Source organism: Haloarcula onubensis (assembly GCF_031624605.1).
Lineage (GTDB): Archaea > Halobacteriota > Halobacteria > Halobacteriales > Haloarculaceae > Haloarcula > Haloarcula onubensis.
The window spans coordinates 36,084-62,733 of record NZ_JAMQOS010000004.1; the positions used below are offsets into that span (position 1 = coordinate 36,084).

Here is a 26,650-nt window from a genome sequence, read left to right on the forward strand (position 1 = left end):
TGCACCACCAACGGCCTACGCGTAGGGGTAGCGTGCCTGTTCGCCACAGTCACAGGTGACGACGACGTGGCCCGACTGGGTGCGGACACGGGCGTTCTTTCCGGGGACGAGGAACGTATCGCAGGAGCGACAGATGGAGTGGGAGAACTCCCGCGGGAGCCGCAGGCGGTGGCGCTCGGCGATGCGGCGGGCCCGGCGCACGTACTCGCGGGCCCGCTCGTCCCGGCCCTCGCGGACGGCGTCGCGGGCCATCGACTGCAGACGGTCGATGCGCTCGCGAGCGATGGTCTCCTCGTCGGTCATCACCGCCGACTCGGGCGGCGCGCGGCAAACACCTTCCGAACCGCGACGGCGAGTGGAGTCGGTAGCGTTTTGCTCGCGGCCGGAGAGGGCTCGCCCGTGCGCGTCCTGAACTACCTGGAACTCGAAGACCGGCTCGACCGGTCCGGTATCGCCACCTCGGTCGACCACCAGCGGCGGGCGCTCGCCGACGCCGGCGTCGACGTGGTGAGGACGCCGTGGACGGACGGCCACCCGGCGTGGGCCGTCGGCGGGAACCTCGCCTTCGACGACCCGGTCTTCGAGACGTACGACGTCGCCCACTGCAACATGATAGGGCCGGGGTCGGTCGCCGTGGCTCGCCACGCGAGGCGAAACGATATCCCGCTGGTCCTGCACGCACACGTCACTCGCGAGGACTTCAGGGGGAGTTTCCGCGGCTCGAATCTCGTCGCGCCGGCGCTTGGCGAGTACCTGAAGTGGTTCTACTCGCAGGCCGACCAGGTGCTCTGTCCCTCCGAGTACACGAGGGGCGTCCTCGAATCGTACCCCATCGACGCCCCAATCCAGCCCGTGACCAACGGTATCGACACCGAACCCCTGGAGGGGTTCGAGACCTTCCGCGAGGAGTACCGCGAGCGCTACGACCTCGAGGGCATGGTCGTCTTCGCCGTCGGGAGCGTCTTCGAGCGCAAGGGGCTGACGACGTTCTGTGAACTCGCTCAGCGAACCGACTACGACTTCGCCTGGTTCGGGACCTACGACGACGGGCCACAGGGCTCGGCGGCGGTCAGAAAGTGGACCTCGGACCCGCCCGCGAACGTCACCTTCACCGGCTGGGTCGACGACATCCGCGGCGCCTACGGCGCGGGCGACGTCTTCCTCTTTCCGTCGAAGGTCGAGAATCAGGGTATCGTCGTCTTAGAGGCGATGGCCTGCGGGAAGGCCGTCGTCCTCTCCGACATCCCCGTCTTCCGCGAGTACTACGAGGACGGCCACGACTGTCTCATCTGTGGCGACGAGCGAGAGTTCCGCGAGGCGCTCGAACGGCTCGAAGCGAACCCGGACCTGCGCGACCGACTCGGCGAGAACGCCAGAGCGACGGCCCGCGAACACGGCCTCGACCGCGTCGGCGACCGGCTGGTCGAGGTGTACGACGGGTTGGTCTGAGTCAGAGGCTCTCCGTCGGCGTCGCGGCCGTCTGCTCTGCCCGTGCCGTGCGCCGCCAGATGAGCGCGACGAGCAGGGTGCCGACGAGGACGAACCCGCCGGCGACGCCGAAGGCGAGCGTGAAGCCGTAGCCGCCGAGCCAGCCGCCGGCGACCGAGCCGACGCCGGTCGCGAGCCCGGAGATGGCGGTGTAGAGACCGAGCGCCTCGCCACGTATCGCGGGCGGCGCGAGCCGGGTGACGATGGCCGCGGCGGTGATGGCGACGACGGCCCACGCGACGCCGATACCGCCGAAGACGACGCCGTTGGTGAGTAGCCCGAGAGAACCGGCGGGGACCGCGAGCCCGACGACGGCGACCGCCGGGTGAAGCACGGCGCGGGCCAGCAGGCCCCCGGCCTGGAGTCCGATGGTGTCGTACCGCTCGGCGAGTCGGCCGGCGAGGCCGAAACACAGCGCCGAGCCCAGGCTGGAGAGCAGATACAGCGTGAAGACGACGCCGGAGCCGTAGTCGAGCGTCCCGGCGAGATACGACGGCAGCGGCCCCCAGAACACGCCGAAGCCGGTGAACACGGCGACGACGGCGACGAAGTACAGCGACAGCGAGGGCGTGAGTCGGGCCGCGAGCTGTCGGGGGTGGAGCGACCGGGTGAGCCAGTAGAGCCGGGCCGGCCCGACGGGGAAGGTCGCGCTGCGCACCGGCAGCCGACGCGACCGGGCGAGCGCGCGGGCGACGTGGCTGGGCCGGGGCGCCGTCTCGTCGCCACTCGGCTCGCGGGGGAGCCACCGGGCGGCGAGCAGCGCCGCCGCGGCGGTGACGCCCGCACAGACCCACAGCAGCGTCCGCTGGGCGTAGACGACCCCCAGCGGTCCCGAGAGCGCCGTCGTCCACGCCAGCCCGAGGACGAGGCCGCCAGCCCAGCCCCAGCCCTGATACCGGTTGAGGGCGGCGAATCGGCCCGGCCAGTCCCGTTCGGGCGACCCGACGGTGACCAGCAGCGTCAGGACTGGGGCGACCGCGCCAGCGGCGAACCACAGCACTGCGTTGCCGGCGATGACGAGCCAGATGGCGTCGGTCGCCGAGACGACGGCGATCGCGGCGGCGGCCAGACCGAGCGCGACGAGGACGAGTGCCCGTCGGTTCCCGCCGCCGTCGGCGAGTCGACCAAAGAGCAACGCACCGGGCGCGCCCGCCGCGGCGGCGGTCCCGGCGAGCACCCCGAGCAACAGCGTGCTCCCCCCGATGGTGACGAAATAGAGCGGAATCAGTAGCGATGTCGCACCGAGTGCGACCGAGGCAAGTGCCCACGACGACAGCCAGCGGTCCGGCGCCATTGCATGATGCTCACTCCTGCCGGTGAAAAGTTCACCGCCCGCGGTGACGGACCAATGGCAAGGGTTTAGCCGCTGGTCTGTCTACGCCGTCGCCATGGCACTGCCGCAGGTCGCCGCCTTCACCGACACGTACCTGCCGACGGTCAACGGCGTGACCTACACGGTCCAGACGTGGCGCGACCACTGGCAGGCCCGCGGCGGCCGGATGGACGTGGTCTACCCACAGAGCGACCACGTCCCCGTCGCGGGCGAACACCCCGTTCGGAGCCTCCCGTTCCCGCTCTACGAGGGATTTCGGCTCGGCATGCCACAGATTCCGAGCGAGGTCCGGGACGCCGACGTCGTCCACGCCCACACCGCCTTCTCCCTGGGGATGGCCGGCAAGCGCCTTGCCCGGAAGATAGACGCGCCGCTCGTCGCCTCCTACCACACGCCGACCGGCGAGTACGCCGAGTACGTCTCGAAGACCGGACTGGTCGAGTCGGCCGTCCAGTCCAGCGCCGAGCAGTACGAGCGGTGGTATCTCGACGGCGCCGACCGCATCATCACGCCGACCGAGCGCACCGCCGACTACGTCCGGCGGACCGTGGGTGCCGACACCCCCGTCGAGGTCGTCTCCAACGGCGTCGACACGGATTTCTTCGCGCCGCCCGAGACCAGCGACTTCCGCGAGCGCTACGGCCTGCCCGACGGGCCGCTGGTGGGGTACACCGGCCGGCACGGCCACGAGAAGTGTCTCGGGGACATCCTCACCGCCTGCTCCGGTCTGGACGTGACCGTGGTCTTTGGCGGCGACGGCCCGGCCCGGAAGGACCTCGAAGCGGCGGCCGCGACCAGCGACCTCGACGTCCGCTTCCTGGGCTTTCTCGACCGCGAGGAACTGCCGGCGTTCTACGCCGCGCTCGACGCCTTCGCCTTCCCCAGCCCGGTCGAGACCCAGGGGCTGGTCGCGCTGGAGGCCAACTGCTGTGGCACCCCGGTCGCCGGCGTCGACGCGGGGGCGCTCCGGGACACCGTCGTCGACGGCGAGACGGGCTACAGCTACGAGGAGGGCGACATGGACGGCTTCCAGCGGGCTATCGACCGGGTCCTGAACGACCGTGCAGAGCTCCGCGAACACTGTCTGGCACGCCGCGAGTCGGCCAGCGTCGACCACGCGGTCGACCGCCTCGCCGAGGTGTACGACGCGGTCCTGGAGTAGCGCTCAGAGAGGTTCGCCCGCCCGCCGCGGACCACGGGCCCGACAGATGGTCGCGCTCGCTGGAGACAATCACGTCGCGGGTCCGTAGCGCTGCCAGCCGTCGTCAGTCGCTCGGAAAGCCGCTCTCGGGGCCGTCCCCGGGAAAAGCGGAGTGGCGGCTACGTCGTGTAGGACCGACCGACGGCGAAGCCAAGGCCCATCATGGCCCCCGCGATGAGTCCGAAGACGAACTCCCCGGTCGCGACGCCGTAGATGCTTCCCAGCCCGGTGCCTGCGGCGACGGCTTTCGCCACCAGCGGCCAGCGAACGAACTCGAGGGCGGTCATACCCCGACAGAGAGAGTCGGCCGGTAAAAACGTATCAGTTCGACCACCGCGTCGCTACGCCAGCGCGCTGCCGGCCCGGATAATCGTCTTCTCACCGAAGGCCGGCCCGACCAGTTGCAGTCCCACCGGGAGCCCGTCGTCCGTCTCGCCCGCCGGCACCGAAATCGCCGGCAGGTTCGCCAGGTTCACCGGCGTCGTGTTGGCGTCGGCGAGATACATCGTCAGGGGGTCGTCCAGGCTCTCGCCGCGTTCCATCGGCGGGACCGGCATCGTCGGCGAGGCCAGCACGTCCGCGTCGGCCAGTGCCTCGTCGAAGTCCTGTTTCACCCACGCGCGGGCGTCCTGGGCCTTCTTGTAGTACTTGTCGTGGTAGCCCGCAGAGAGGGCGTACGTCCCCAGCAGGACGCGGCGTTTGACCTCCTCGCCGAACCCTTCCTCCCGCGAGCGGGCGAAACTCTCGTTCCAGTTGCCCTCGCCGCCGGATTTGCCGTAGCGGACCCCGTCGAAGCGGGCCAGGTTCGAGGACGCCTCGGACATGGCGATGACGTAGTAGGCCTCGACGGCGTGTTCGACGCTCGGCAGGGTGACCTCGTGGTAGCTCGCGCCCTGTGCTTCGAGGTCGTCGATGGCGTCCCAGAACGTCTCGACGACCGCTTCGTCGGCGCCGTCGAGGAGTTCCGTCGGGACGCCGATGGAGAGGCCCTCTACGTCGCCGTCGGCGGCTGCGGCGAAGTCGTAGTCGGTGCCGTGGTCGGTCGCGTCTCGCGTGGTGCCGTCGCGCTCGTCCGGGCCAGCGATGACCTCCAGCAGCTCCGCGGCGTCCTCGACGGAGGGGGCGATGGGTCCTATCTGTTCTAAGCTGTTGGCGTAGGCCACGAGGCCGTATCGGGAGACCAGCCCGTAGGTGGGCTTGATGCCGACGACGCCACAGAACGCGGCGGGACAGCGGATGGAGCCGCCGGTGTCGCTGCCCAGCGCCATGTCGGCGTCGCCCGCAGCGACGACTGCGGCTGAGCCGCCCGAGGAGCCGCCGGGGACGTGGCCCTCGGCGACGGGATTCTCGACGGCGCCGTACGCGGAGGTCTCCGTCGTGGTCCCCATCCCGAACTCGTCCATGTTGGTCTTCCCGGGAATGGTCGCGCCCGCCTGTTTGAGGCGTTCGACGACCGTCGCGTCGTAGGGCGGGACGTACCCCTCGAGCATCGCCGACCCGCAGGTCGTCTGGACGTCTTTCGTGGAGATGTTGTCTTTGACCGCCACGGTCCGACCGGAGAGCGGGCCGTCCTCGGCCCCCTCGATGGTGTCCGTGGCGATGTACGCGTTGTAGTCGCCCATCTACGACACCTTCGGACCCTTGAACTGCCCGGCCTCGGACTCGGGGGCGTTCTGCAACGCTTCCTCCTGGCTCAGACACTCCCGGACCTCGTCGGGGCGCATCACGTTCGTCAACTCGGCATCGCGCTCGGTCTCGGGGACCTCGTCGAGAGCCTCGAACGCGGTTAGAATCTCGCCGAACTGCTCGGTGAACCGCTCGACCTCCGCTTCGTCTAGGTCGATGCGGGCGAGGTCGGCGACGTGGGCGACCTCGTCCCCGTCGACAGCGTTGTCGCTCATGGGAATTCCGAACACTGGCCCGGCGGTAAGCGTTTCGGAACCGCGAGCCCAAGTGTTGGGGATGGTTCCGCAAGGGAGAGCATTTTGGTCGCTAACCTGAACACTCTTTTTCGATATGGGAACCAGAGCTTTGTGATTTGGGAAAAGTTTTAAGTCGCTCGCGCTACAACAGAAGGGTACAAGAGACGTTTCTCGGGTCCCCAGACCCGCCTGTTCGCCAAACCAATGACCGATACCACCATCCGTCGATACACGAGTGAGCGCGAAACCGAAGAGGACCAGACCGAGGAGGCCGAGTCACTGGTCTGTCCCGAGTGTGGTGGCTCGTTGCTCTCCGACAGTGAACGCGGCGAGACTGTCTGTGAAGACTGCGGTCTGGTCGTCGAGGAAGACGAGATAGACCCCGGCCCGGAGTGGCGCGCCTTCGACTCCAAAGAGAAAGACCAGAAGTCCCGCGTCGGCGCGCCGACGACGAACATGATGCACGACAAGGGGCTCTCGACCAACATCGGCTGGCAGGACAAGGACGCCTACGGCAACTCCCTGTCCTCGCGCCAGCGCGAGAAGATGCAGCGCCTGCGCACGTGGAACGAGCGGTTCCGAACGCGCGATTCGAAAGAGCGCAACCTCAAGCAGGCGCTGGGCGAGATAGACCGCATGGCTTCCGCGCTGGGGCTGCCCGAGAACGTCCGCGAGACCGCGAGCGTCATCTACCGCCGCGCGCTCGACGAGGACCTGCTGCCGGGCCGCTCCATCGAGGGCGTCTCGACGGCGTCGCTGTACGCCGCCGCCCGCCAGGCCGGCACGCCCCGCTCGCTGGACGAAATCGCCAACGTCTCCCGCGTCGGCAAGGACGAAATCGCCCGCACCTACCGCTACGTCGTCCGAGAGCTGTCGCTGGAAATCCAGCCCGCCGACCCCGAGAGCTACGTCCCACGCTTCGCCAGCGACCTCGACCTCTCCGAGGAGGTCGAACGCCGCGCCCGACAGCTCCTCCAGAACGCCAAGGAGGAGGGCGTCCACTCCGGCAAGTCGCCGGTCGGGCTGGCCGCGGCCGCCGTCTACGCCGCCTCCTTGCTGACCAACGAGAAGGTCACCCAGAGCGAGGTCAGCGAGGTCGCCAGCATCTCCGAGGTGACGATTCGCAACCGCTACCACGAACTGCTCGAAGCCGAGGACAGCGTCCACCCGTAACGTAGTTTTTCCTGCGCCACGTCGCCGCGCCCATGGAGACGACCCGGCACTTCGTCGCGACGGTCTATGCCGTCCACGACGGCGCCGTCGCGCTGCACGAACACGACAAGCTGGAGATGTGGCTGCCCGCCGGCGGCCACCTCGACCGTGACGAACTCCCCCACGAGGCCGCCCTGCGGGAGACCGAGGAGGAACTCGGCTTCGACGTCGACCTCGTCGCGCCACGGGAGGCCATCACGAGCGAGACGGTCCGGTCGATTCCCCAGCCACAGCATTTCCTGGTCGAGGACATCAACGTCCACGAGAACGGCGAGGTGGGCCACCAGCACATCGACTTCATCTTCTACGGCGCCGCCCCGAGCAGCGACATCCAGCCGGGGCCCGGCGAACAACCGGCCGACGACTGGACGTGGTTCACGGCCGCGGACCTGGACGCTCGCAGCGACGAGATTCCGGCCGACGTGGTGGAAATCGGCCGACGGGCCATCGAGGCGGTTACCGACAGGCGGGCGTAGGTTCGCGGCCGTCCCGCCGAGGACGGGACCTGGCTCACAGCTGAGAAACGTGGCGCACACAACCGGCTGATTCCTGCCGACGTGGTGGGAATCGGTAAGCTCACCGTCGAGACGATAGGTAGACGGTAACTAATCGTCTGACTGGCCTCCGTTGTGACATGTACAGCGTCCTGTTACCGGTGGATACGAGCGAGGACCGGGCAGCCGCGCAGGCGGCCGCGGTGGCGAACCTCCCCCACGCGACCGAGGACGTCGAAGCGCGTGTGCTCCACGTCTTCGGCGACGAGGGCGTCGCCGAACGGACGGCAGTCGAGCAGACGCCCTCGGGGAAGGAACTCGTCGAGAGGCTCCGGGCGGCCGGGCTGAAAGTCACGACGGAATCCACCCACGGCGACCCGATACAACGGATAGTGAGTACCGCACGGGAACACGACGTGGACATGATAATCCTCGGCGGTCGGAAGCGCTCGCCGATGGGGTCGCTCATCTTCGGGAGCGTCAGCCAGGGCGTCATCCTCGACGCCGACCGCCCCGTCACCGTGACGGGCAGTGCGAGCAGCTAGTCCAGCAGCGACTCGACGTACTGGCCGACGTGGTCGTCCATCCGGCGCTTGTAGCCGGCCTGCCGGGCCAGCCGGTCGAGTTCCCGCGCGGCCAGCGAGCCGTACTGGGCCGCCTTCTTGTCCCGCATCGCGATGGTCTCCGGCAGAGAGTCGAGCGCGGCCCGTCGGAGCGCCCACTTGCGCGTCTCCCCGTCGACGAGCATCCCGTCGCTCAGCCGCAAGGCCACGGACACCACCCGGTCGTGGAGCAGCGGCGTGACCGGTTCGACTCCGGTCCCGCGCAGGGCCAGCACGTCCCGCGGAAGCTGGTCCGGTAGCGTCGCGATTACCTCCCGCTGGGCGCCACGGACGGTGTCGGCCTCGACGCGGGGGTCCTCGGGTGCCTTCTCGACCTTGGCGTACCCCCCGAACAGCTCGTCGGCGCCCTGTCCGAGCGTCAGTCGGTCGAACCCGTCGGCGGCGACCCGTTCGGCGGTGAGATAGAGCGGCAGGGCTATCTGGACCGACATCGCGTCGGTCCGCCCCGTCGCAGCGGCGATTTCGGGGACCGCTCGCTCGATGGCGTCGTGGGTCAGCTCGACCACTCGGAGTTCGCGGTCGAGCAGGTCGGCCGCCGAGCGAGCGGCCTCGACGTCGTGGCTCCCCGGGAAGCCGGCGACGTACAGCGGCGCGTCGAGTCGGGCGGCCAGCAGCGCGGAGTCGACCCCGCCGGAGAAGGCGACCGCCAGCCCCTCCGTCTCGACGGCGTCGATACTCGTCTCGACGGCGTCCCGGACGCGCTCGACGGCGGTCGCCCGGTCCTCGAAGGGCTCCGGGTCCGGCAGTGTCCAGACCGTCCGTTCGCCGTCGCTATCCCGGACGGTCCCGGCGGGAAACAGCGCCGGTTCGGCGAGGTCGGTGCGGTCGTGGCTCCACGGCGGCACTGCTCTCCCGGTCGCACCCGCCTCGACGAACAGCGGCTCCCGCCCCAGAACGTCTCTGCCGAGCGTCCCGTCGAGTTCGCCGGCGAAGCCGGCCGTCCCGGGGAGCGGGTCGCCACTCGCCAGCGCGGCGCGGACGACGTCGTCGGTCGTGCCCCGCATCGCTCACTCCAGCAGGCCGTTGAGACGGCTCGTAATCCGGCGTTTGGCGCCGCCGGCTGCCTGCCGGAAGCTGATTCGCCACGGCGTTCGCTCGCCCTCGACGGTCGTCCGCCCCTCGCGGACGGCGTCCAAGATAGCGTCTACCGACGCCGCCTCGGCGTCGACCGTCGTCACCGCCTGCCCGACCATCTCGGCGATGTGGGCGTCGCTGCCGGCGGTCATCGGGAGCCCGCGCCGTCTGGCGAACCGCTCGGCCTGGCGGTTCGACCGGCCCGTGAGCAGCCGAGAGTTGTACACCTCGATGGCGTCGGCGGTGGCGAGTTCCGCCTTCGATATCTTGTCGAGGACGCCGTGGCGCGACTCCTGGAACGGGTGGGGAACCACGGCCAGCCCGCCCTGGTCGCGGATGCGGTCGAGCGTCTCGGCGAACGACAGGCCCGGCGGAATCGCCTCGGCGATGCCCAGCGCGAGGACGTGCCCGGCGTCGGAGGAAATCTCCATGCCGGGGATACCTACCAGCCCGTAGTCTGGGGCCAGCTCGGCGGCCCGCAGGCTGGCTTCGAGCTCGTCGTGGTCCGTGACGGCCAGGGCGTCAAGTCCCACGGCGCGGGCCTGTTCGAGGAGCAGCTCGACCGGGTCCCGGCCGTCGTGGGACAGCGACGAGTGTGTGTGAAGCTCGACCGACAGCACGCCAGTCGATAGCGTTGGATGCGTCAAAAGCCCCCCGGTCCGCGTTCAGTCCGACGTGGCCCCGGTAAAGCGGGCCGTCCCGCTGATTTCGCCGTCGGTCAGATAGCACTGCGGGTCGGGCGCGAAGGGGTCGTCGGAGACGGTCAGCGCACGGAGTCGGGACGCGCCGCGACACACCTCGGCGTACCGGCAGTCCGCACACCGCCCCGAGAGGTGGGCCTCTCGGTTCCGGAGCGCCCGCAACAGCGGGTTCGACTCGTCTTCCCAGATGGCGCCAAAGGACCGGTCACGCACGTTCCCAAGCGAGTAGCCCTGCCAGAACTGCGTCAGGTGGACGTTGCCCTGGTAGTCGATGTCCGCGACGCGCTCGCCCGTCGGGTCGCCGCCGTTGACCCGCAGATACTCGTAGACACGTCGGGCCTGGGCCTCGCCCATGTGTTCGCGAGCGTACTCGACCAGGTAGGCCGCGTCGGCGTAGTTTCCGACCAGCAGCGTCTCTATCTCTTCGCCCTGAGCGTGGTACTCGCGGGTCATGTCACAGACGCGCGTGACGGCCTCGCGGCGGGCGGCGGGCGAGAGATCCGCGTCGACGATTTCCGTCCCGCGACCGCCGTAGTCCAGGTGGTAGAAACAGAAGCGGTCGACGCCCAGGTCGGTCAGCACGTCGACGACGCCTTCCAGGTCGGCGGCGTTGCGCTCGGTGATGGTGTAGCGGAGGCCGGTCTTCAGGCCGGCGTCGAGGCAGTTCTCGATGCCCCGCAGCGCGCCATCGAAGGCGCCCTCGACGCCCCGGAAGTCGTCGTTGCGCTCCGGGAGTCCGTCGACGGAGACGCCGGCGTAGGCCAGCCCGGCGTCGCGCAGCGACTGCACGCGCTTCGGGGTGAGCAAGGTCCCGTTCGTCGAGAGCACGGGCCGGATACCGGCGTCGGCGGCGTAGCCGACGAGTTCCTCGAGGTCCTCGCGGACGAGGGGTTCACCGCCCGAGAAGAGGACCACCGGGGCCCCGTAGTCGGCGAGGTCGTCGAGCAGCGCCTTCCCCTCGGCCGTCGAGAGCTCCCCGTCGGCGATCTCGGTGTCGGCGGCGGCGTAGCAGTGGTCGCAGTAGAGGTTACACTGCTTGGTGACGTTCCAGACGACCACCGGCCGACGCTGTTTCCGGTCCCGAATCTGGCGCTTCGTCGACCCCTCGGCGGCGTCGTACCGGAGTCCGTCACCTTCGGCGTCGAGGCCGGTCAGCAGTTTGGAGACCGAGATCATTCGGACTCACCCCGGAGCGTCTCAGTGTCCATCCGTCCCGCCGCCATCGTCGGTGCTGTCTCGTCGTCACCTGCGGAGCCCCCTGTCGCGCCGACCCCCAGGTCCCGCTCCTGGACCCGGACAGTCTCGTCGGCCGGACAGAGCCACAGCGTCGCGGCGGCGTGACCGAACAGCGTCGCGGCCTGTTCCCGTGCGACGCCGGCCGTCGGCGCGCTCACGCTGCCGACGTGCGTGAGTGGCTCCGATTCGCGCTCGCGGCAGAACACTTCCCATTCGCGACCAGTGGCCCCGCGGGGGGCGTCGACCGTCTTCTCGAACGCGTCCATATCGGTGGCTGGGTCCGACTGAAAAAAACGCTGCCAGTGTGTTCTCAGCGACTGGGAACCGTCGACGACGGTCCCGGCCCGACCCGATGGCTCGCGAGGGTCTGTGCGGTCGGTCATAGACGAGTGTTCGCGGTGTGTGCCCATACTCCCCACCGGTCGTTCCCGGACCGACGGAACCGTTCCCGGAAACTGAGAACGCCAGCGGCCTTTATCTGCTCTCGCCACCATAGACCCCCCGACCGCCTGACCAACGGGACCGGCTCACACACGCGTGAGCCGGTGAGATTAAAGGCGTCGGGACAAGAACGGCTGCCAAGGATGGTGCGGGACCCCGTGGCCGAGGAGGAAACGCCGGAACTGACGACGGTCCTCGATGCGCTGGACGACGAGGACTGCCGGAAGATAGTCGGGACCCTCGACGAACCGATGACGGCGAGCGAGGTGTCCGAGGCCAGCGGTGTCCCGCTGTCGACGACCTACCGAAAGCTCGAACTGCTGACCGACGCCGCGCTGTTGCACGAGGGGGTCGAGGTCCGGGCCGACGGCCAGCACGCCAGCCGCTACGCCGTCGACTTCGAAGCGGTCGTCATCGCGCTCGACGAGGCCCGCCAGTTCGACGTCGAAATCGACCATCTGGCGCGGTCGCCCGACGAGCGCCTCGAGAACCTCTGGTCTGAAGTCAGGAAGGAGACGTAACTATGGTACACATCCCAAGCTCGCAGATAGGTATCGTCGTCTCGAAGACGCTCATCCTCGTCATGGGCGGACTCATCGCCTACTTCTCGTACAAGGCCTACCGGCGGACCGGCGCGCCCCAGCACTGGTGGCTCGCGCTCGGGTTCGGCATCGTCACCGCCGGCGCGATAGTCGGCGGCGCGCTCGACATCGTCGTCGAGCAGTACCTCGACGAGGACCTCCTGTACACCAGCGTCTTCGTCTCCAGTGCGATGACCGCGGCCGGGCTCGGCGTCATCCTCTACTCGCTGTACACGCGCTGAGCGCCGTTCCCAGTTTCTGACAACGCGGTTAATCGTATTTAGTGGTGCGGGTAACAGTACCACACGAGATGGTCACCCTCAGTACCGTCCTCTTGGTCGCGACCAAGACACTCACCCTGGCCTGTGGGGTGGTGCTGACGACACTGACGCACAGAGCGTACAGACGGACTCGGTCAAGACCGATGCGGGTCCTCTCGGTCGGCATCGGTCTCCTGACGGCCGGCGCGGTTCTGGCTGGGAGCCTGAACCAGTTGGCTGGCGTCCCTCTGGTGTTGAGCACGACAGTCGAGAGCGTATTCACGGCGGCCGGATTCCTGGTGATGACGTACTCCCTGTACTCGGACCGCCTGGCCGGGACCTGACCGACGATGGCAGTGCAAGAGGAGACCGAACCAGACAGCGTGGCGAGGGCGCGAGACCGACTGGACCGCGAGGCCGAGGCGGTCAGGACCGAGCAACTGGAGCGGGCCCTGTCCAGGCTGGGGGAACGGGGTGAACTGACGCCGGCCCAGCGGGCGGCCGTCGAGCGGTTGAGCGAGCGCCTCGTCGAGGGCGTGTTCGCCGGGCCACGGGAACGGCTTCGGGAGCCGTCGAACGGGACCGCGGCGGCCCGGACCGTCCTGGAGCTGTTCGATTAACCGAGAAAGCGGTCCTGGACGTCCTCGTCGGGCACCATACACCGGTCCTTCCGGCCGAAGACGTCGTAGCGGTTGTCGGCGACGACGTCGTACAGCGCGTCCCGAACCGACGCGGGGACGGCACGACCCACCGCCGCGGCCCGGTAGGGCCAGCCCAGTAGCTCCGCGGTCCGGATGACCGCGTCCGATTTCCGGTACACCTCGCCGTCCTCGACGAGGACGACGCTGTCGAGGGCTCCCGGCGGGAGCCCCTGTCCCGACAGCAGCGCCTTGCCGGCGTCGGACTGCAGCGGGGCAAAGTGGATTCGGCCTTCGGGGTCTCGCGGGATGACGAACTGGACGACGCCGTTACAGAGGTTACAGACCCCGTCGAACAACAGAACGGGGTGGTCGCTCCCCGGCGCCTCGCCGTCGCTCATGTCTCCGCCTCCGGCGGGGCGCGTCTGCTCGGCGCCGCGACGACGTCCAGCCCCGGACTGTAGTAGCACACCGGTTCGGTGTCGGGTCGGTCGAACCCGTCGGCCGAACAGAGCGTGTCCCGTTCGATTTCGGCGGCGGCCGGATACAGCGTCCACGGGTCGTGGTCGACGTCGGTGTATCGGAGCGTCCCGTCGGGCGCCTCCGTGTAGAACCGGTACCGCTCGACGAGGAACTCGCCGAGCGGGTCGTCGGGGGCGCTGAACGGTTCGCCGGTCGGCCAGTAGGTCGCCTCGTAGCGGGCGGGCCGCGCGCCGGGGTGTTTCCGCCGGCTGCTGAACTGCACCCGGCCGTCGGCCCAGTCCAGCGAGATGCGCGCGTAGTAGTACGGCAGGTGATGGAAGAGCCGCGCGCCGACGACGCTGCTTATCCCCTGTGCGTCGAGGCTGAAGAAGTAGACGCTGGGCTCACCGTCGCGTTCGACGTAGGTGCGGACGTTCAGTTCCGGCAGCCGGACGCCGGCCCACCGCGGGAACCCCTTCGGTCGGACCGCGACGTTCGTGAACGGAACGACGGAGAGCCACGCCGACCCGTCGTGCGTGTCCGGGCTGAGCGTCTCGGGGAGATGCGAGTCCATCAGGGCGGGGTCGACGGGCCAGTTCTCGAAGAGGAGGTGGCGCCACCCCATCTCCAGCGCGAGGGCCATACGTTTCGTACGGGCCCGAGGCGAAAAAGACCTGCTGGCGCGCGTGACAGCGAAACGCTGAAACAACTGAGCGCCTACTCGGTTGTATGGCGAGTCCCGACATGGACGCGGACGCCCGTGAGAGCGTGGCCGTCGCGGTCCAGCGAGCCCTCGCTGAACACGGTTACGAGCGGCTGACGACGGCGAAAATCGCCGAAGAGTACGAGAACAGCGAGGCGGGGCTCTACTACTACTTCGACAGCAAAGACGAGATGATTGCGGCCTTCCTCGAACACGCGGCCCGCTACCTCAGCGAGGACCTGCTGCGTGTCGACACCGGGGACCCCGAGCGGGCGCTGCGGGACGCCTGCGAGTTCCTGTTTCGCACGCCCGAACACGAGTACGCCGGCATCGCCGTCGGCATCATGGAACTGCTCTCTCACGCGCCGTACAACGAGACGCTCCGGGAACCGCTGCTGGACCTCGAGACCGCGTGTCTCGACGCGCTGACGGACATCGTCGCCGAGGGCGTCGAGCAGGGCGTCTTCAGGGAGGTCGACCCCCGCGCCACCGCCGCGTTCCTCCTGGCGGCCGCCGACGGGTCGACGGGTATCGCCGTCGCACTGGAGATGGACGTGGTCGACGACCTCCAGCGGGGCTGGACGGCGTACGTCGACGGCCTGCTGGCCGACCCGTCCGGGTGAGCGAGCCGTCGACGCGAACGCATGGAAAGCGATTTAGCCGGCCGGGGGCCAGGCACACCTAATGAGCCTGTCCGACAGCGACCACGAGCTAGTGGTCGAGGAAATCGGTCGGGAGCCGACGCGAGCAGAGGCCGCGCTCTTCGAGAACCTCTGGAGCGAACACTGCGCCTACCGCTCCTCGCGCCCGCTCCTGACCGCCTTCGACAGCGAGGGCGACCAGGTCGTCATCGGTCCCGGCGACGACGCCGCCGTCGTCTCCCTGCCGACCTACGACGGCGACGAGATGTACATCACGCTGGGCGTCGAGTCCCACAACCACCCCTCCTACGTCGACCCGTTCGACGGGGCCGCGACGGGCGTCGGCGGCATCGTCCGTGACACGCTCTCGATGGGCGCCTACCCCATCGCGCTGGCCGACTGTCTCTACTTCGGCGAGTTCGAGCGCGAACACTCCCAGTACCTCTTCGAGGGCGTCGTCGAGGGTATCTCCCACTACGGCAACTGCATCGGTGTCCCCACCGTCACGGGCTCGGTCGCCTTCCACGAGGACTACGAGGGTAACCCGCTGGTCAACGTCTCCTGTATCGGCCTGCTGGAGCCCGAACGCACGATTACCGCGGAAGCCCAGGAGCCGGGCAACAAGCTCGTCCTCGTCGGGAACGCGACGGGCCGGGACGGCCTCGGTGGCGCCTCCTTCGCAAGCGAGGACCTCGCCGAGGACGCCGAGACCGAGGACCGCCCGGCGGTCCAGGTCGGCGACCCCTACGCCGAGAAACTGCTCATCGAGTGCAACGAGGCGCTGCTGGACGAGGCCCTCGTCGAGTCCGCCCGTGACCTGGGCGCCGCCGGGCTCGGCGGCGCGTCCTCGGAGCTGGTCGCGAAGGGCGGCCTGGGCGCGCGAATCGAACTGGATCGGGTCCACGAGCGCGAGCCCAACATGAACGCCATGGAGTATCTGCTGGCTGAATCCCAGGAGCGTATGGTGTACGAAGTCGCGCCCGAGAACGTCGACCGCGTCGCCGAACTGGCCGAGCGGTACGAACTGGGCTGTTCGGTCATCGGCGAACTAACCGAGGCGGGCACGAACTACGTCTGTACCTTCGACGGCGAGACGGTCGTCGACGTCGACGCGCACTTCCTCGGCGAGGGCGCCCCGATGAACGACCTGCCCAGCGAGGCACCGCCGATGCAGGAGCGGGACCTGCCGACGATGGACCTCGGGGCGGCGTTCGACCGTATCGTCGCCAGCCCGAACACCGCCTCGAAGCGGTGGGTGTATCGGCAGTACGACCACGAGGTGCAGGTCCGGACGAGCGTGCTGCCCGGCGACGACGCCGCCGTGCTCGCCGTTCGGGAGTCCGGCACCGGGCTGGCCTTCTCGGCCGGCGCGGACCCCAACTGGACCGACGCCGCGCCCTACGACGGCGCCCGCGCCGTCGCCCTGGAGAACGCCACGAACGTCGCCGCGAAGGGGGCCCTACCCCACGCCGCGGTCGACTGCCTGAACGGGGGCAACCCCGAGAAGCCCGACGTCTACGGCGGCTTCGAAGGCATCGTCGACGGCCTCGCGGACATGTGCAGTGAACTCGACGTGCCCGTCGTCGGCGGCAACGTCTCGCTGTACAACGACTCGAACACGGGCCCCATCCCGCCGACGCCGACGCTCGCTCTGGTCGGCGTCAAGGAGGGGTACGACGCCCCGCCGATGGAACTCGCCGGGGAGGGAACGCTGCTCGTCGTCGGCGATACGGCGCTGGACGGTGGGACCGACCCGCGACTGGGCGGTTCGGAGTACACCGCGCTGTTTGGCGGCACCGACGCCTTCCCGGAACTCCCCGCGGACCCGAACACCCTCGTCCGCACTATCGCCGAGGTGGCAGACGAGGACCACGTGCTGGCTTCCCACGACGTGAGCCACGGGGGGCTGGCGGTGGCGCTCGCCGAGATGGTCCACGACGACGCCGGCGCCAGCGTCGACATCGACACGGTCGACCGCGGGACTCGCAAGCGCCTGCTGTTCCACGAACAGCCCGGCCGCGTCGTCTTCGAGACGACCGACCCCGCCGCGGTGCGGGAGGCCTTCGACGGCGTCGCGCCGGTGACGGAACTGGGCGAGGCAGACGGCTCGAACCACCTCGAAATCACGGTCGACGGCGACCGTCTCCACTACGACGCCGCCGACATCGCCGAACTGCGCGACACCATCGAGGACGAACTGGCCTGATCAGGCCGTCTCCGGCCGGACTTCGAGGCCAGTCACCGTCTCGGGGACCAGTCGCCAGCCCTGGACGCCCTCGACGCGCTCGTCGTCATCGAACGCCGTCGAGAACCAGGGGTTCTCCGTCAGCGCGTCCACGAGCCGCGACCAGTTCGCGTCGGTCAGGTTCACGGACTCGACCGGACCGGTGACCGCCACGGACTGCCAGTCGAAACGGGCCCTGATATCCGTCACGAGGAGCCGCGCGGTCTTCCCGTCCGCGATGAACTCGCCTTTCTCGCTGTCCGGTCCCGCCCGGACGAACGCGAAGAAGACGTCGCCGTCGTCGTAGCCAAAGGACACCGGAATCGTGTAGGGTTCGTCGCCGTCCGCCAGTCCGAGCACGCCGTGGTCGGCGACGCCGAGCAGGGCTTCGACGTCGGCCTCGGCCATCGGTTCGCCCGTCCACTGGGCGTAGGGGTCTTCGGTCATAGCTGTCCAGTTCGTGTCCCACGGGTTCAAATCACACGCCGGCTCCCAGTCGCTGGGAATCGTCCGAACGGTGTCACGCGCCGGCCGATTGGGCACGTAGTCGGAAACACCGCTTGACAGGCCGGGTGGGCGTCGCTCGACTGTGCGGATAGCCGACACCGGTGCTACTATGAAAAGTGACACGGAACGTACTGCAAGTAGTATGGCCACTCTCGACCAGGGAATCGCATCGGACGACGGGCGCACGCCGGCGCAGTACGACCGGTCGACCCACTGGATAAGCCGACAGCTCGAAGCGGGGCTCCCCTTCGGGGTCGGCGGCGAGTTCCTCACGGGAGTGGTCAAGTTCGCCCTGGTGTGGGACCTCCTGGCGGCGGCGTACGTCCTCACGCAGTGGCGCGCTGCCAGCACGTCGTTTCTGGTCGCCGGCGCCCTGTTTCTGGCGTGGGTCAACGTCGCACCCGCCCTCATCTGGTACTACGACAAGTCCGTGCTCCCGCGCTTTTTCGCAATCGCCTACCAGCTAGTCGTCGACGCGGACGAACTGGAGCGTATCGCGGAGACGTACAACCGGCGGTTCGCCACCGTCCGGCCGCTGTTCGCGCTCTTCTGGGGCCTGGGGTTCCTGGTGGCGGGCGTCTTCGCGATTCCGCTGTTCGAGACCCAAGGGATGGTGGGTGACGGTCGCGTGTTCCTCTGGACGACGCTCGCCTTCGGCGCGTACGTGGGCGCGGTGCTTGGCGAAGCCGGCTTCTCCGCCGTCGTCACGACGGTGCTCTGTATCCGCGAGATATCGACGGTCGAGATAGATATCAAACCGTTACACCCCGACGGGCTCGGCGGGCTCGGCGCAATCGGCTACTTCGCCATTCGGACGACGGTCCTCTGGTCGACCGCATCGTTGCTCTCCCCGCTCGCCTTTCAGATGGCGTCGGCGTCGCTGTTCGACGAGGCGATTCTCCTGGTGACCGCGACGTACATCGGGACGATACTGTTCTCGTTCGTCTATCCGACGCTCAAGATAAACCGGCAGGCCAAGGAGTCCCAGGAGCGCATCCTCGCGGAGCTGCGGGACGCCTACGTCGAACTGGAGCGGGAACTGGAGACGGCCGACGACGACCGGGAGCGACTCGGCCACCGGCTGGACCTCCAGCGGCTCCGTAACCGGTACGACGACTACGCGACGGTGCAGCTCTACCCGATGCAGACGGCGATTCTGACACGGCTCATCGGGTCGGTACTCCTCCCGCTCGGATTCCTGGTGCTCGAACTCTATCTGCCCAACAGTCTGTGAGCGGCCGTGCCTCGGTTCGAGCGCGGCGTCCACGCTCGACGGAGGAACCGGACCGGTCTCGGCGCGAGTGCGCGCCGGCGTGTCCGTCGGCTCGGCCGAGTTTATTACCGCTCGCCGCCAACTCCGGGTGGGTAGATGTCACTATCGCCCGTGGTGGCACAGAGCGCCATCGGGCTCGGCTCGGCGGCCTGTCTCCTGCTGGCCGCACAGCTCGTCGTCCGGAAGGCGGTGCGTCTCGCGAAGTTCTACGGCCTCTCGGAGGCCGTCCTGGGACTGACCGTCGTCTCGCTGGGGACGAGCCTCCCGGAGATTGCCTCTCACGTCGTCGCGTCCGGGCAGATACTGCTCGGCGTCGGCGACCCGCGCGTCCTCTCGGCGACGGTGCTTGGCGCCAACATCGGGTCGGACGTGGTCCAGCAGACGCTCGTGCTCGGCATCGTGGTCATCGCCGTCGGCGGGTTCCAGTTCTCGCCGGCGTTCCTCCGGCGGGGGTACGCGCCGATGATAGGTACGACGTTGCTGACGCTGCTGCTGGCCTGGGACGGCCTGCTGTCGCGCCTCGACGGCGTGGTGTTGCTCTCCGTCTTCGCGGCGTACACGTACTATCTCTTCACGACGCGCAGCGAGATACTCCAGGCGCAAGGTCCCGGCCGCCCCTCCGAGCGCCCGCGCCGGGACCTACTGGTCGCGCTCGTCGCCCTCGCCGTCGTGGTCCTCAGCGCACACGTCCTGTTCCAGGCCGTCGACGTGGTGGTCGGCCGGACCGGTCTGGCGGGCTCGATGGTCGGCGTCGTGGTGCTGGGCGTCGGCGCCGCCTCGCCCGAACTGACGACTGCCCTGGTCGGGCTTCGCGAGGGCGCGGAGGGGCTGTCCCTGGGCACGCTCATCGGGAGCAACATCACGAACCCGTTGCTGGGTATCGGCCTCGGCTCGCTGCTCTCGACGTACCACGTCCCCGCGCCGCTCGTCTACTGGGACCTGCCGGTCGAGACGGCGACGGCGGCGCTCCTGTTGACCTACCTGCTGACGAAAGACGACGTCGGCAGGTGCGTCGCGGAGCTGTCCGGACGGCTCCGACTGGACAGCGTCCGGACGCGGTTCCTGGCGGTCGAGGAGCGCCGCCTGGGCCGGGTGGGCGCGGCGTTGCTGATAGCGCTCTACTTCCTGTATCTGTACGTCCGTCTCACGCGTTTCGGGGAGGACTTCCCGGGCGGCGCGGCCGCGGTGTTCGTCTGAGCCGAGATGTCACAGCAGCACGAGCCCCAGCGGAATCAGCACCAGCGAGAGGAGGAAGCCGACGAAGTAGCGCCGGTCGGCCAGGATTTCGTTCTGGACCGCGCCGACGACGCGGCTGTAGGTCGGATACGCGAGCAACAGCAGGACGGAGATGACGAGCCCGAGGGCCAACAGGGTGGTCACGATGGCGATGCCCGTCGGCGTCTCGAGCGCGACGGCGACGACGAGCGTGTCGACGAGCGTGCCGACGTTCGCACCGAGGACGAACGGCATTATCTCCGCCCGTTTGATGTGCCCGCGGTTGTACAGCGGCACGACGACGCCCAGCGAGAACGCGACGCTCGTCGTAGCCGCGGTGAGCAACAGCCCGATGCCGAACGACACCCACCTGTCGTTCAAATCCCTGATATATCGCCGGCGGAGCCGCTCCTGGTCGACCGAGGCGAGGAGGCGGTCGAACAGCTTCAGGCTGAGCAGGATGCAACCGAACGCCAGGAGGAAGGCGAGGCCGGGGCCGAAGAGTTCGACCACCGAATCGGTGAGGTCCGAGAGGAGGTCCGGGGTGCCGACGGCGGCGTCCGGAACTGACGTCTCGGCTCCCGAGACCGACCGGACGATGGGCAGCGCGAGGTAGCCGACGACCAGCGCCGGGACGTACACCGAGTGGGTGAGCAGAAAGGTCAACAGCCCCAGTCGCGTCGACTCCCGCAGCGTGTCGAGTTCCGCGTTGACGTAGTCGACGGCGCCGATGAAGACGACGACGGCCGCCGCGCCCAGGCGCGAGCCGACGACCATCAGGAACAGCTGCGACGGCGCGACGAGGTCTGCGCTGAACAGCGAGAGCGACAGCGCCGCGACGAGCGACCCGTTCGCGAGCGCGTAGGTGGCCAGCCAACTGAGCCCGAGCGCCGACCAGTCGCCGACGACGACCCGCTCTAGCGTCCGGCGCAGGAACGGCGTCAGCGCGTCGGTCGCCGACCCCAGCAGCCGTATCGCGAACAGGAACAGCGCGACGGTGAGCAGGACCTGCAGGAGGGGTCGTAACGAGGTGCCACCGGACAGTCGCTCCCGCACGGTCTCCCGGCTAATGCTTCTTCACCTACTCGTCCTAAGATGTCAATAGGATAAAATATTGTGCCCGGACCCCGCCGTCCCGCGGACTCAGACCAGCGCCAGCGCGACGCCGAAGGTCAACAGGAGTCCGACGAGCGCGACGGCGGCGCCCTGCCCGACCTGCCCCATCGTGAAGTCGCTCTGGGGCGCCGTCGAGCGCAGCGGCGGCGCCTTCGCGGGCAGTTCGACGTGTTCGGGGTCGTAGTCGGGGCGGTCCTCGTCGTGGTGGTCGTCTGCCATGGTCGTGGTTTCTGTGAGCGACCACCTGTAGCTGTCGGATTCGGACGCCCGGGGATACAGAGGGTCACGGCCGTCACGAACGCGGTGGAGTCGTTGCGCCAGACGGAATACTGTCGCTGTGTACCGGTGGTCGCTGGCCCCGTGACCGGCGCTACCGGGCCGAGACTACAATATTCCGTATCAGTCGAAACCATGAAACGGGCCTGTAGCGAATCCACGGGTATCTGATGACTCTCACCAAGCGAATTATTCCATGTATCGACGTGGACGTCGACGAGAACGGGGACGCGGCCGTCTACACGGGCGTGAACTTCGAGGATCTGGAGTACACCGGTGACCCGGTGGAGATGGCCAAGGCCTACAACGAGTCGGGGGCCGACGAGTTCGTCTTTCTGGATATCACCGCCTCCGCCGAGGGTCGCGAGACGATGCTCGATACGGTCTCGGCGGTGGCCGACGAGGTGTTCATCCCGCTGACCGTCGGCGGCGGCATCCGCACCCGAGAGGACATCAAGGAGACGCTCCGCGCGGGCGCGGACAAGGTGTCGATAAACTCGGGCGCCATCGCCAGGCCGGACCTCATCGGGGAGGGCGCCGCCGCCTTCGGCAGCCAGTGTATCGTCATCTCGCTGGACGCACAGCGGCGCTTCGACGGCGAGGGCGAGCAGTACGTCCAGGTCGACGGCGAGTCCTGCTGGTTCGAGTGTACCGTCAAGGGCGGCCGGGAGGGGACCGGCCTCGACGCCGTCGAGTGGGCCAAGGAGGCCGAACGCCGGGGGGCGGGCGAGATATTCGTCAACTCCATCGACGCCGACGGCACGAAGGACGGCTACGACATCCCGCTGATGAAAACTGTCTGTGACGCCGTCTCGACGCCGGTCATCGCCTCCTCGGGCTGTGGCGGCCCCGAGGACATGGCGGAGGTGTTCGAGGACGCCGGCGCGGACGCGGGGCTGGCGGCCTCTATCTTTCACTTCGGCGAGTACTCCATCGCGGAGACCAAGCAGTACCTCGACGAGCAGGGGATTCCGGTCCGGCTGTAACTACTCTGTGAGCGTGACCGTTCGGTCGCCGTCGACCGTGACGGTGTAGCCGTGATAGCGAAACGTTACTTCGACCGGCGAGCGGCCGGGCCGGTTCGCGCCGTCGAACAGCCCGTCCAGCTCGTCCGGGTCGACGGCGTCGTACAGCGGTGTCTCCAACTCCAGCGGGTCGACGCCGGCCCGTCTCGACACTGCTTCTATCACGGCCTCGCTGGCTGAGTGGGACTCTCTCATAGACGTGGCTCTCATCCACAGTAATTCAGGGCAGGTGACGCGATAAGCCCACGGGAACATCTCTGCACGAGTTCGTCGCAACAAACGTCTGACGCGACCGAGGGGCGACCCCGGCGGTGGCTGCCCGCGCCGCGACTCCTTTGTAGCTCGGTCACCTAGCCCCGGTGATGGAATGGCGGTGTGAGTGGTGCGAGAAGCCACACGAGGAAAACGACCCGCCCTGTGACAACTGCGGGCACGGCACCTTCGAGAAGGCGGTCCAGCAAGTCAACCACGAGGTCGTCCCCGGCGGGACCGTCTGGGTCTGTCAGGACTGCGGTCGGTCCCACCAGCGCAACTCGCCCCCCTGCAAGCGCTGTGGCGGAGCGAACCTCGAACTCCGCGAGGGGCCGCCCGAGACGGACCCGCTCGACGAGATCGGGACCCGCTGGCTGGACGTGCTCGAACCGAAGTACGTCGCCGGCTACGCCGCCGTCGCGGTGTTGCTGGCCGTCCTCCTGCTCTCGGCGGTGGGCGTCATCTCGCTGCCGACGTTCGGTGGCCCGACCGGTCCGCCGCCGGTGCCCGACGCGCCGGGGAGCGCCGACAGCGTCGGTGACCTCTCGCTGGCCGGGGTCGAGGACGCCTACGTCGCCGAACTCAACGAGCGACGGACGGCCGAGGGCGCCGGTGCCCTGGCACGCAACACCACCGGCGACGAGGCCGCCGCCTACTACAACAAGGCGACCGTGGCCGCCGTCGCCGGCGACGGGGCGGGCCCGGACAGGGAGGCGTTCTCCCGCTTCGCGCTCGCCTGTGAGCAGCCCGCCGTCGTCAGCTACCGCGTGGCGCCCGAGCGGACCGGCGGGTCGGTGAGCGAGTTCGAGAACGAGAGCGCGCTGGCGGCGGCGCTGGTCGATAGCTACGTCGAGCGGGGCAACGCCTTCCGCGCCGGTGACACCGTCGGCGTCGACGTCCACGTCGCGCCGGACGACACCGTCTTCGTCACGTACGTGGTCTGTTAGAACTACGCCGCCGCCTCGAAGGCCGCGGTCAGGTCGTCCGCCTTCTCGATGACCCGGTCCGTGCCCGCTTCGAGGGCGTCGAGCGCGTCGACGCCGGGGTCGGTCTTGATGGTCAGCACCGGGTCGGTCTGGCCGCCGGACTGCTCGGGGTTGACGTCGTAGGTCGCCGCGGTGACGCCCTCGGTCTCCAGCAGCGCCCCCTTGATGACGTTCATGAACGTGTGGTCCTCGCCCGCAATCTCGATAGAGAGCTCCGTATCCGACTTGTCGATGACGCGCAGGTCCATACCGAAAGCTACCGGCGCTTGTGCCCATCAACGTGTCGCTTCTCCGTAGGCTCGGCTCACCCGGCGTGAGCGCCACCCCGGACCGGGAGTACGCTTTTGTCTCGCCACGGTGATTTGGGGCGCATGAACACCGTCTGGGCCCTCGGACTCTTGCTCACCGTCGGCGGGGTGGTCGCCTACCTCGCGGGGATAGCCGTCGCCTACCCCGGCCGCGCGTTCTCCGTGACGGCGGTGATGGTCGGTCTGACGCTGCTCGCGGTCGGGCGCTCCTCGGTCGTGGAGGGCCCGGCGTGATTTCGGCGCTGGTCTACGCCGACGAGGCGGCGGTCGCCTACGACGACCTCGCCGCGGCGCGACGGGCCGCCGGCACGACCTGGGTCCACGTCGCGGAGGCGACCGACGAGGAGGTCGCGGCGGTCCAGTCGGCCTTCGACCTCCACCCGCTCGCCATCGAGGACCTGCGTGGCGACGTGCGGGCCAAGACCGAGGAGTTCCACGAGTACACGTTCGTCCTGTTGAAGGCCATCAGCCTCACGCCCGGAGAGACGACCTTCGAGAAGGAGGTGACGGCCAGGCCGGTCGGTATCTTCATCGGCCGGGACTGGGTGGTCACGCTGGGCACCGGCCCGCCGGGGCCGATACAGCGCGTGATGGCCGCGGCCGAGCGCGGCGACGAGCGACTGCTCCAGCGGGGCCCGGACTTCACCGCCTGCCGGGCCATCGACGTCATCGTCGACGCGTACTTCGACCTGCTCGACGAGATAGAGACCGACATCGAGGAGATAGAGGAGGCGGTGACGGTGTCGACCGACAGCGACATCATCGAGAACATAAACGACGTCCGGCGGGACCTACTCTCCTTCCGCAAGCAGGTGTGGCCGGCCAGGGAGGCCGTCGGGCTGTTGGCCCGCGGCGACCCGAAGCAGGTCCAGCCCCAGACCGAGAAGTACTTCCGGGACATCTACGACCACCTCGTCCAGATTGCCGACCTGACCGAGACCTACCGGGACCTCGTTTCGGGCGCCCGGGACATCTACCTCAACACCGTCTCCCAGTCGACCAACGAGGTGATGAAAGTGCTCACCGTCGTCGCGACCATCTTCATCCCGCTGACGTTCGTCGCCGGTATCTACGGGATGAACTTCGCCGGGGGGCCGTACAACATGCCCGAACTCGGCTGGACGTTCGGCTACCCGGCGGCGATGCTGGGGATGGCGCTGATGGCGGCCGTCATGCTGTTGCAGTTCCGGCGGCGCGACTACCTATAGCGCCAGCGGGACCAGCAACACCCCCATGAGCGTCGCCCGCCGACAGCCCGTCGCTGGCGGCAGATGCCCCACGAGCGTCGCGGCGCCGAAGACGCCGACCCCGAGCGGCCCGGCGAAGACGGCCGAGAGCGCGAGCAGTCCGACGAGCGCGCCGACCGAGAGCCTCGCGGGGTCGACGCTCCCGACCGTCCGGAGGTAGCGGTCCCCGAGGTGTGGTACCAGGACGGCCGCCACGACCGCCGAGATTGCGACCGCGGCCAGCAGCGACGGGAGCGCGAGCGGGACGTTCGCGCGGTCGAGCGCAACCAGCACGCCGGTGTGCGGGTCGCCGAGGACGACCAGCGCGAACAGCGCGAACACCGCCGTCGCCGTGTTGACGCCGCTGGTCGTGACGACGAAGGCCCGCGGCCCGCGCTGGGCGGTCAATCCCAGCGCCAGCGTCGCGGCGACGGCGCTGGAGACGCCGGGGAGATACCCCACGACGGCCCCACACAGCGTCCCCACGGTCGCCAGGGAAGCGACGGCCCGAGGCGGCGTCGTCACCGCCGCGTCGGCCTGGGGCGGGACCCCCTCGCCCTCGATGGCGGCGAGCAACACCGGCGCGCCGAACAGCCCCGAGAACACCGGGACGAGCACGTCCGCGACGGGCAGTGCCCCCGCGACCGGCGCGTCGAGCACCGCGAGCCCCAGCCCGCCGCTCCCGGCCAGCGAGACCAGGGCACCCACGCGGCGGTCCCATCCCGGCTCCGAGAGGACGAGCAGCGCCGCGATAGCGCCCAGCACGAGCGGCAACTGTGCACTGACGAGCGGATAGAGCCGGACCATCAGCCACGTCACGGGGACGGCCAGCGGGACCGCCAGTATCACCGCGCCGCCGCTGCCCAGCGCCGAGAGCCGCAGCGCCTCCCTCCCCCGGCCCTCGATGACCAACCGGTGGCTGGGCAGCGCGCCGGCGGCCATCGCCGGGTCGGGCACGCCCAGTGCCAGCGCCGGCACCACGTCGAGAAATGTGTGGGTCACCCCCGCGGAAAGCATCGCCGCACCGACGTAGACCCGCGGGCCGGGCACCGACCCCGCCGTCGCCGCCAGCAAGAGCGCGAGCGTGTTGGCGTGGAGTCCGGGAACCAGCCCGCTGACCGTCCCCAGGCCGATACCGGCGGCGATGGCCGCGAGCAGGGCGAGGACGCCGACGGGGTCCGCGGCGACGGTGACGGGAGGCATGGCCGGGGCTGGTCGCCTTCGGGTACTTG

34 protein-coding genes are annotated in these 26,650 nt (G+C 68.9%); 17 read left to right on the forward strand and 17 right to left on the reverse strand.

What is annotated here, in order from left to right; translation table 11 throughout:
- Positions 1-15: 15 nt before the first annotated feature.
- The gene (locus NDI86_RS12200; RefSeq protein WP_310900714.1) at positions 16-303 is read right to left on the reverse strand and encodes a ribonuclease P protein component 4; all 288 of its coding nucleotides are present in this window, start codon (positions 301-303) and stop codon (positions 16-18) included.
- A 96-nt stretch (positions 304-399) separates the two neighbouring features.
- Between NDI86_RS12200 and NDI86_RS12205 the strand changes: the two genes are divergently transcribed.
- Entirely contained in the window at positions 400-1,449 is a 1,050-nt protein-coding gene (locus NDI86_RS12205) for a glycosyltransferase family 4 protein (RefSeq protein ID WP_310900715.1), read from the forward strand.
- 1 nt (position 1,450) lies between these two features.
- Here NDI86_RS12205 and NDI86_RS12210 read toward each other — a convergent pair whose 3' ends face one another.
- Positions 1,451-2,782 carry an MFS transporter gene (locus NDI86_RS12210; RefSeq protein WP_310900716.1) on the reverse strand — a complete coding sequence of 444 codons (1,332 nt, stop codon included), beginning with the start codon at positions 2,780-2,782 and terminating at the stop codon, positions 1,451-1,453.
- Positions 2,783-2,876: 94 nt separating this feature from the next.
- Here NDI86_RS12210 and NDI86_RS12215 point away from each other — a divergent pair, with 94 nt between their 5' ends.
- A complete protein-coding gene (locus NDI86_RS12215) occupies positions 2,877-3,983 on the forward strand; it encodes a glycosyltransferase (RefSeq protein WP_310900717.1) in 1,107 nt (368 codons plus the stop codon).
- Positions 3,984-4,141: 158 nt separating this feature from the next.
- On the opposite strand, the gene NDI86_RS12220 is transcribed toward NDI86_RS12215, so the two are convergent.
- The 3 genes from NDI86_RS12220 to gatC are packed head-to-tail and all read right to left on the reverse strand — an operon-like array spanning position 4,142 to position 5,923.
- Positions 4,142-4,309: a hypothetical protein gene (locus NDI86_RS12220; RefSeq protein ID WP_310900718.1), complete on the reverse strand. Its 168-nt coding sequence runs from the start codon at positions 4,307-4,309 to the stop codon at positions 4,142-4,144.
- Between the two features lie 54 nt (positions 4,310-4,363).
- The gene (gene gatA, locus NDI86_RS12225) at positions 4,364-5,644 is read right to left on the reverse strand and encodes an Asp-tRNA(Asn)/Glu-tRNA(Gln) amidotransferase subunit GatA (protein WP_310900719.1); all 1,281 of its coding nucleotides are present in this window, start codon (positions 5,642-5,644) and stop codon (positions 4,364-4,366) included.
- Complete coding sequence (gene gatC / locus NDI86_RS12230; protein ID WP_310900720.1) at positions 5,645-5,923, reverse strand: Asp-tRNA(Asn)/Glu-tRNA(Gln) amidotransferase subunit GatC; 279 nt, start codon at positions 5,921-5,923, stop codon at positions 5,645-5,647.
- 225 nt (positions 5,924-6,148) lie between these two features.
- Between gatC and NDI86_RS12235 the strand changes: the two genes are divergently transcribed.
- From NDI86_RS12235 to NDI86_RS12245, 3 genes are all read left to right on the forward strand, one after another.
- Positions 6,149-7,117, forward strand: coding sequence for a transcription initiation factor IIB (locus tag NDI86_RS12235; RefSeq protein ID WP_310900721.1), 969 nt, complete (start codon positions 6,149-6,151; stop codon positions 7,115-7,117).
- A 32-nt stretch (positions 7,118-7,149) separates the two neighbouring features.
- Positions 7,150-7,632 (forward strand): NUDIX hydrolase, encoded by a 483-nt coding sequence (locus NDI86_RS12240; protein ID WP_310900722.1) that lies wholly within the window; start codon positions 7,150-7,152, stop codon positions 7,630-7,632.
- A gap of 158 nt (positions 7,633-7,790) precedes the next feature.
- Positions 7,791-8,195: a universal stress protein gene (locus tag NDI86_RS12245; RefSeq protein WP_310900723.1), complete on the forward strand. Its 405-nt coding sequence runs from the start codon at positions 7,791-7,793 to the stop codon at positions 8,193-8,195.
- Here NDI86_RS12245 and NDI86_RS12250 read toward each other — a convergent pair.
- Genes NDI86_RS12250 through NDI86_RS12265 form a run of 4 tightly spaced genes read right to left on the reverse strand, consistent with a single transcriptional unit; the run spans position 8,192 to position 11,550 of the window.
- Positions 8,192-9,277: an asparagine synthase C-terminal domain-containing protein gene (locus tag NDI86_RS12250; protein ID WP_310900724.1), complete on the reverse strand. Its 1,086-nt coding sequence runs from the start codon at positions 9,275-9,277 to the stop codon at positions 8,192-8,194. The genes NDI86_RS12245 and NDI86_RS12250 overlap by 4 nt on opposite strands.
- Positions 9,278-9,280: 3 nt before the next feature.
- Positions 9,281-9,967 (reverse strand): PHP domain-containing protein, encoded by a 687-nt coding sequence (locus NDI86_RS12255; protein ID WP_310900725.1) that lies wholly within the window; start codon positions 9,965-9,967, stop codon positions 9,281-9,283.
- A gap of 45 nt (positions 9,968-10,012) precedes the next feature.
- Entirely contained in the window at positions 10,013-11,224 is a 1,212-nt protein-coding gene (locus tag NDI86_RS12260; protein WP_310900726.1) for a TIGR04347 family pseudo-SAM/SPASM protein, read from the reverse strand.
- Positions 11,221-11,550 carry an Htur_1727 family rSAM-partnered candidate RiPP gene (locus NDI86_RS12265; RefSeq protein WP_310900727.1) on the reverse strand — a complete coding sequence of 110 codons (330 nt, stop codon included), beginning with the start codon at positions 11,548-11,550 and terminating at the stop codon, positions 11,221-11,223. The genes NDI86_RS12260 and NDI86_RS12265 overlap by 4 nt, the downstream gene beginning before the upstream one ends.
- Positions 11,551-11,868: 318 nt before the next feature.
- Here NDI86_RS12265 and NDI86_RS12270 point away from each other — a divergent pair, with 318 nt between their 5' ends.
- The 4 genes from NDI86_RS12270 (at position 11,869) to NDI86_RS12285 (ending at position 13,186) form a co-directional block, all read left to right on the forward strand.
- Positions 11,869-12,246, forward strand: coding sequence for a helix-turn-helix domain-containing protein (locus NDI86_RS12270; protein WP_310900728.1), 378 nt, complete (start codon positions 11,869-11,871; stop codon positions 12,244-12,246).
- Between the two features lie 2 nt (positions 12,247-12,248).
- Positions 12,249-12,548, forward strand: a complete 300-nt coding sequence (locus NDI86_RS12275) for a DUF7521 family protein (RefSeq protein ID WP_310900729.1) — start codon at positions 12,249-12,251, stop codon at positions 12,546-12,548.
- Between the two features lie 68 nt (positions 12,549-12,616).
- Entirely contained in the window at positions 12,617-12,910 is a 294-nt protein-coding gene (locus NDI86_RS12280; protein WP_310900730.1) for a DUF7521 family protein, read from the forward strand.
- A 6-nt stretch (positions 12,911-12,916) separates the two neighbouring features.
- Positions 12,917-13,186: a glutamyl-tRNA reductase gene (locus NDI86_RS12285; RefSeq protein WP_310900731.1), complete on the forward strand. Its 270-nt coding sequence runs from the start codon at positions 12,917-12,919 to the stop codon at positions 13,184-13,186.
- Here the strand turns inward: NDI86_RS12285 and NDI86_RS12290 are convergent.
- Together NDI86_RS12290 and NDI86_RS12295 are read right to left on the reverse strand one after the other, a co-directional pair.
- On the reverse strand, positions 13,183-13,605 hold the full coding sequence (locus NDI86_RS12290) for a thiol-disulfide oxidoreductase DCC family protein (protein WP_310900732.1): 423 nt from the start codon (positions 13,603-13,605) through the stop codon (positions 13,183-13,185). The genes NDI86_RS12285 and NDI86_RS12290 overlap by 4 nt on opposite strands.
- On the reverse strand, positions 13,602-14,309 hold the full coding sequence (locus tag NDI86_RS12295) for a YqjF family protein (protein WP_310900733.1): 708 nt from the start codon (positions 14,307-14,309) through the stop codon (positions 13,602-13,604). The genes NDI86_RS12290 and NDI86_RS12295 overlap by 4 nt, the downstream gene beginning before the upstream one ends.
- A gap of 86 nt (positions 14,310-14,395) precedes the next feature.
- Here NDI86_RS12295 and NDI86_RS12300 point away from each other — a divergent pair, with 86 nt between their 5' ends.
- Together NDI86_RS12300 and purL are read left to right on the forward strand one after the other, a co-directional pair.
- Positions 14,396-14,992: a TetR/AcrR family transcriptional regulator gene (locus NDI86_RS12300; protein WP_310900734.1), complete on the forward strand. Its 597-nt coding sequence runs from the start codon at positions 14,396-14,398 to the stop codon at positions 14,990-14,992.
- Between the two features lie 61 nt (positions 14,993-15,053).
- Entirely contained in the window at positions 15,054-17,216 is a 2,163-nt protein-coding gene (purL, locus tag NDI86_RS12305; protein ID WP_310900735.1) for a phosphoribosylformylglycinamidine synthase subunit PurL, read from the forward strand.
- Here purL and NDI86_RS12310 read toward each other — a convergent pair whose 3' ends face one another.
- Positions 17,217-17,681, reverse strand: coding sequence for a pyridoxamine 5'-phosphate oxidase family protein (locus NDI86_RS12310; RefSeq protein ID WP_310900736.1), 465 nt, complete (start codon positions 17,679-17,681; stop codon positions 17,217-17,219). It abuts the gene before it with no gap.
- 202 nt (positions 17,682-17,883) lie between these two features.
- On the opposite strand from NDI86_RS12310, the gene NDI86_RS12315 reads away from it, so the two are divergent.
- Together NDI86_RS12315 and NDI86_RS12320 are read left to right on the forward strand one after the other, a co-directional pair.
- Positions 17,884-18,975 carry a hypothetical protein gene (locus NDI86_RS12315; protein ID WP_310900737.1) on the forward strand — a complete coding sequence of 364 codons (1,092 nt, stop codon included), beginning with the start codon at positions 17,884-17,886 and terminating at the stop codon, positions 18,973-18,975.
- A 135-nt stretch (positions 18,976-19,110) separates the two neighbouring features.
- Positions 19,111-20,211: a sodium:calcium antiporter gene (locus NDI86_RS12320; protein WP_310900738.1), complete on the forward strand. Its 1,101-nt coding sequence runs from the start codon at positions 19,111-19,113 to the stop codon at positions 20,209-20,211.
- A gap of 9 nt (positions 20,212-20,220) precedes the next feature.
- Here NDI86_RS12320 and NDI86_RS12325 read toward each other — a convergent pair whose 3' ends face one another.
- A complete protein-coding gene (locus NDI86_RS12325) occupies positions 20,221-21,285 on the reverse strand; it encodes a sodium:phosphate symporter (RefSeq protein WP_310900739.1) in 1,065 nt (354 codons plus the stop codon).
- Between the two features lie 87 nt (positions 21,286-21,372).
- Entirely contained in the window at positions 21,373-21,564 is a 192-nt protein-coding gene (locus tag NDI86_RS12330; RefSeq protein WP_310900740.1) for a DUF7550 family protein, read from the reverse strand.
- 227 nt (positions 21,565-21,791) lie between these two features.
- Here NDI86_RS12330 and hisF point away from each other — a divergent pair, with 227 nt between their 5' ends.
- The gene (gene hisF / locus NDI86_RS12335) at positions 21,792-22,607 is read left to right on the forward strand and encodes an imidazole glycerol phosphate synthase subunit HisF (RefSeq protein ID WP_310900741.1); all 816 of its coding nucleotides are present in this window, start codon (positions 21,792-21,794) and stop codon (positions 22,605-22,607) included.
- Here the strand turns inward: hisF and NDI86_RS12340 are convergent, their stop codons facing one another.
- Positions 22,608-22,841 carry a HalOD1 output domain-containing protein gene (locus NDI86_RS12340; protein WP_310900742.1) on the reverse strand — a complete coding sequence of 78 codons (234 nt, stop codon included), beginning with the start codon at positions 22,839-22,841 and terminating at the stop codon, positions 22,608-22,610.
- Between the two features lie 167 nt (positions 22,842-23,008).
- Here NDI86_RS12340 and NDI86_RS12345 point away from each other — a divergent pair, with 167 nt between their 5' ends.
- Positions 23,009-23,845: a hypothetical protein gene (locus NDI86_RS12345; protein WP_310900743.1), complete on the forward strand. Its 837-nt coding sequence runs from the start codon at positions 23,009-23,011 to the stop codon at positions 23,843-23,845.
- Between the two features lie 2 nt (positions 23,846-23,847).
- On the opposite strand, the gene NDI86_RS12350 is transcribed toward NDI86_RS12345, so the two are convergent.
- Positions 23,848-24,132 (reverse strand): DNA-directed RNA polymerase subunit L, encoded by a 285-nt coding sequence (locus NDI86_RS12350; protein ID WP_310900744.1) that lies wholly within the window; start codon positions 24,130-24,132, stop codon positions 23,848-23,850.
- Between the two features lie 123 nt (positions 24,133-24,255).
- On the opposite strand from NDI86_RS12350, the gene NDI86_RS12355 reads away from it, so the two are divergent.
- Positions 24,256-24,426 (forward strand): hypothetical protein, encoded by a 171-nt coding sequence (locus tag NDI86_RS12355; RefSeq protein WP_310900745.1) that lies wholly within the window; start codon positions 24,256-24,258, stop codon positions 24,424-24,426.
- A complete protein-coding gene (corA, locus tag NDI86_RS12360; protein ID WP_310900746.1) occupies positions 24,423-25,400 on the forward strand; it encodes a magnesium/cobalt transporter CorA in 978 nt (325 codons plus the stop codon). Before NDI86_RS12355 ends, corA begins: the two co-directional genes overlap by 4 nt.
- On the opposite strand, the gene NDI86_RS12365 is transcribed toward corA, so the two are convergent.
- Positions 25,395-26,621 (reverse strand): tripartite tricarboxylate transporter permease, encoded by a 1,227-nt coding sequence (locus NDI86_RS12365; RefSeq protein WP_310900747.1) that lies wholly within the window; start codon positions 26,619-26,621, stop codon positions 25,395-25,397. The two genes, corA and NDI86_RS12365, sit on opposite strands and share 6 nt — an antisense overlap.
- Positions 26,622-26,650: the final 29 nt, after the last annotated feature.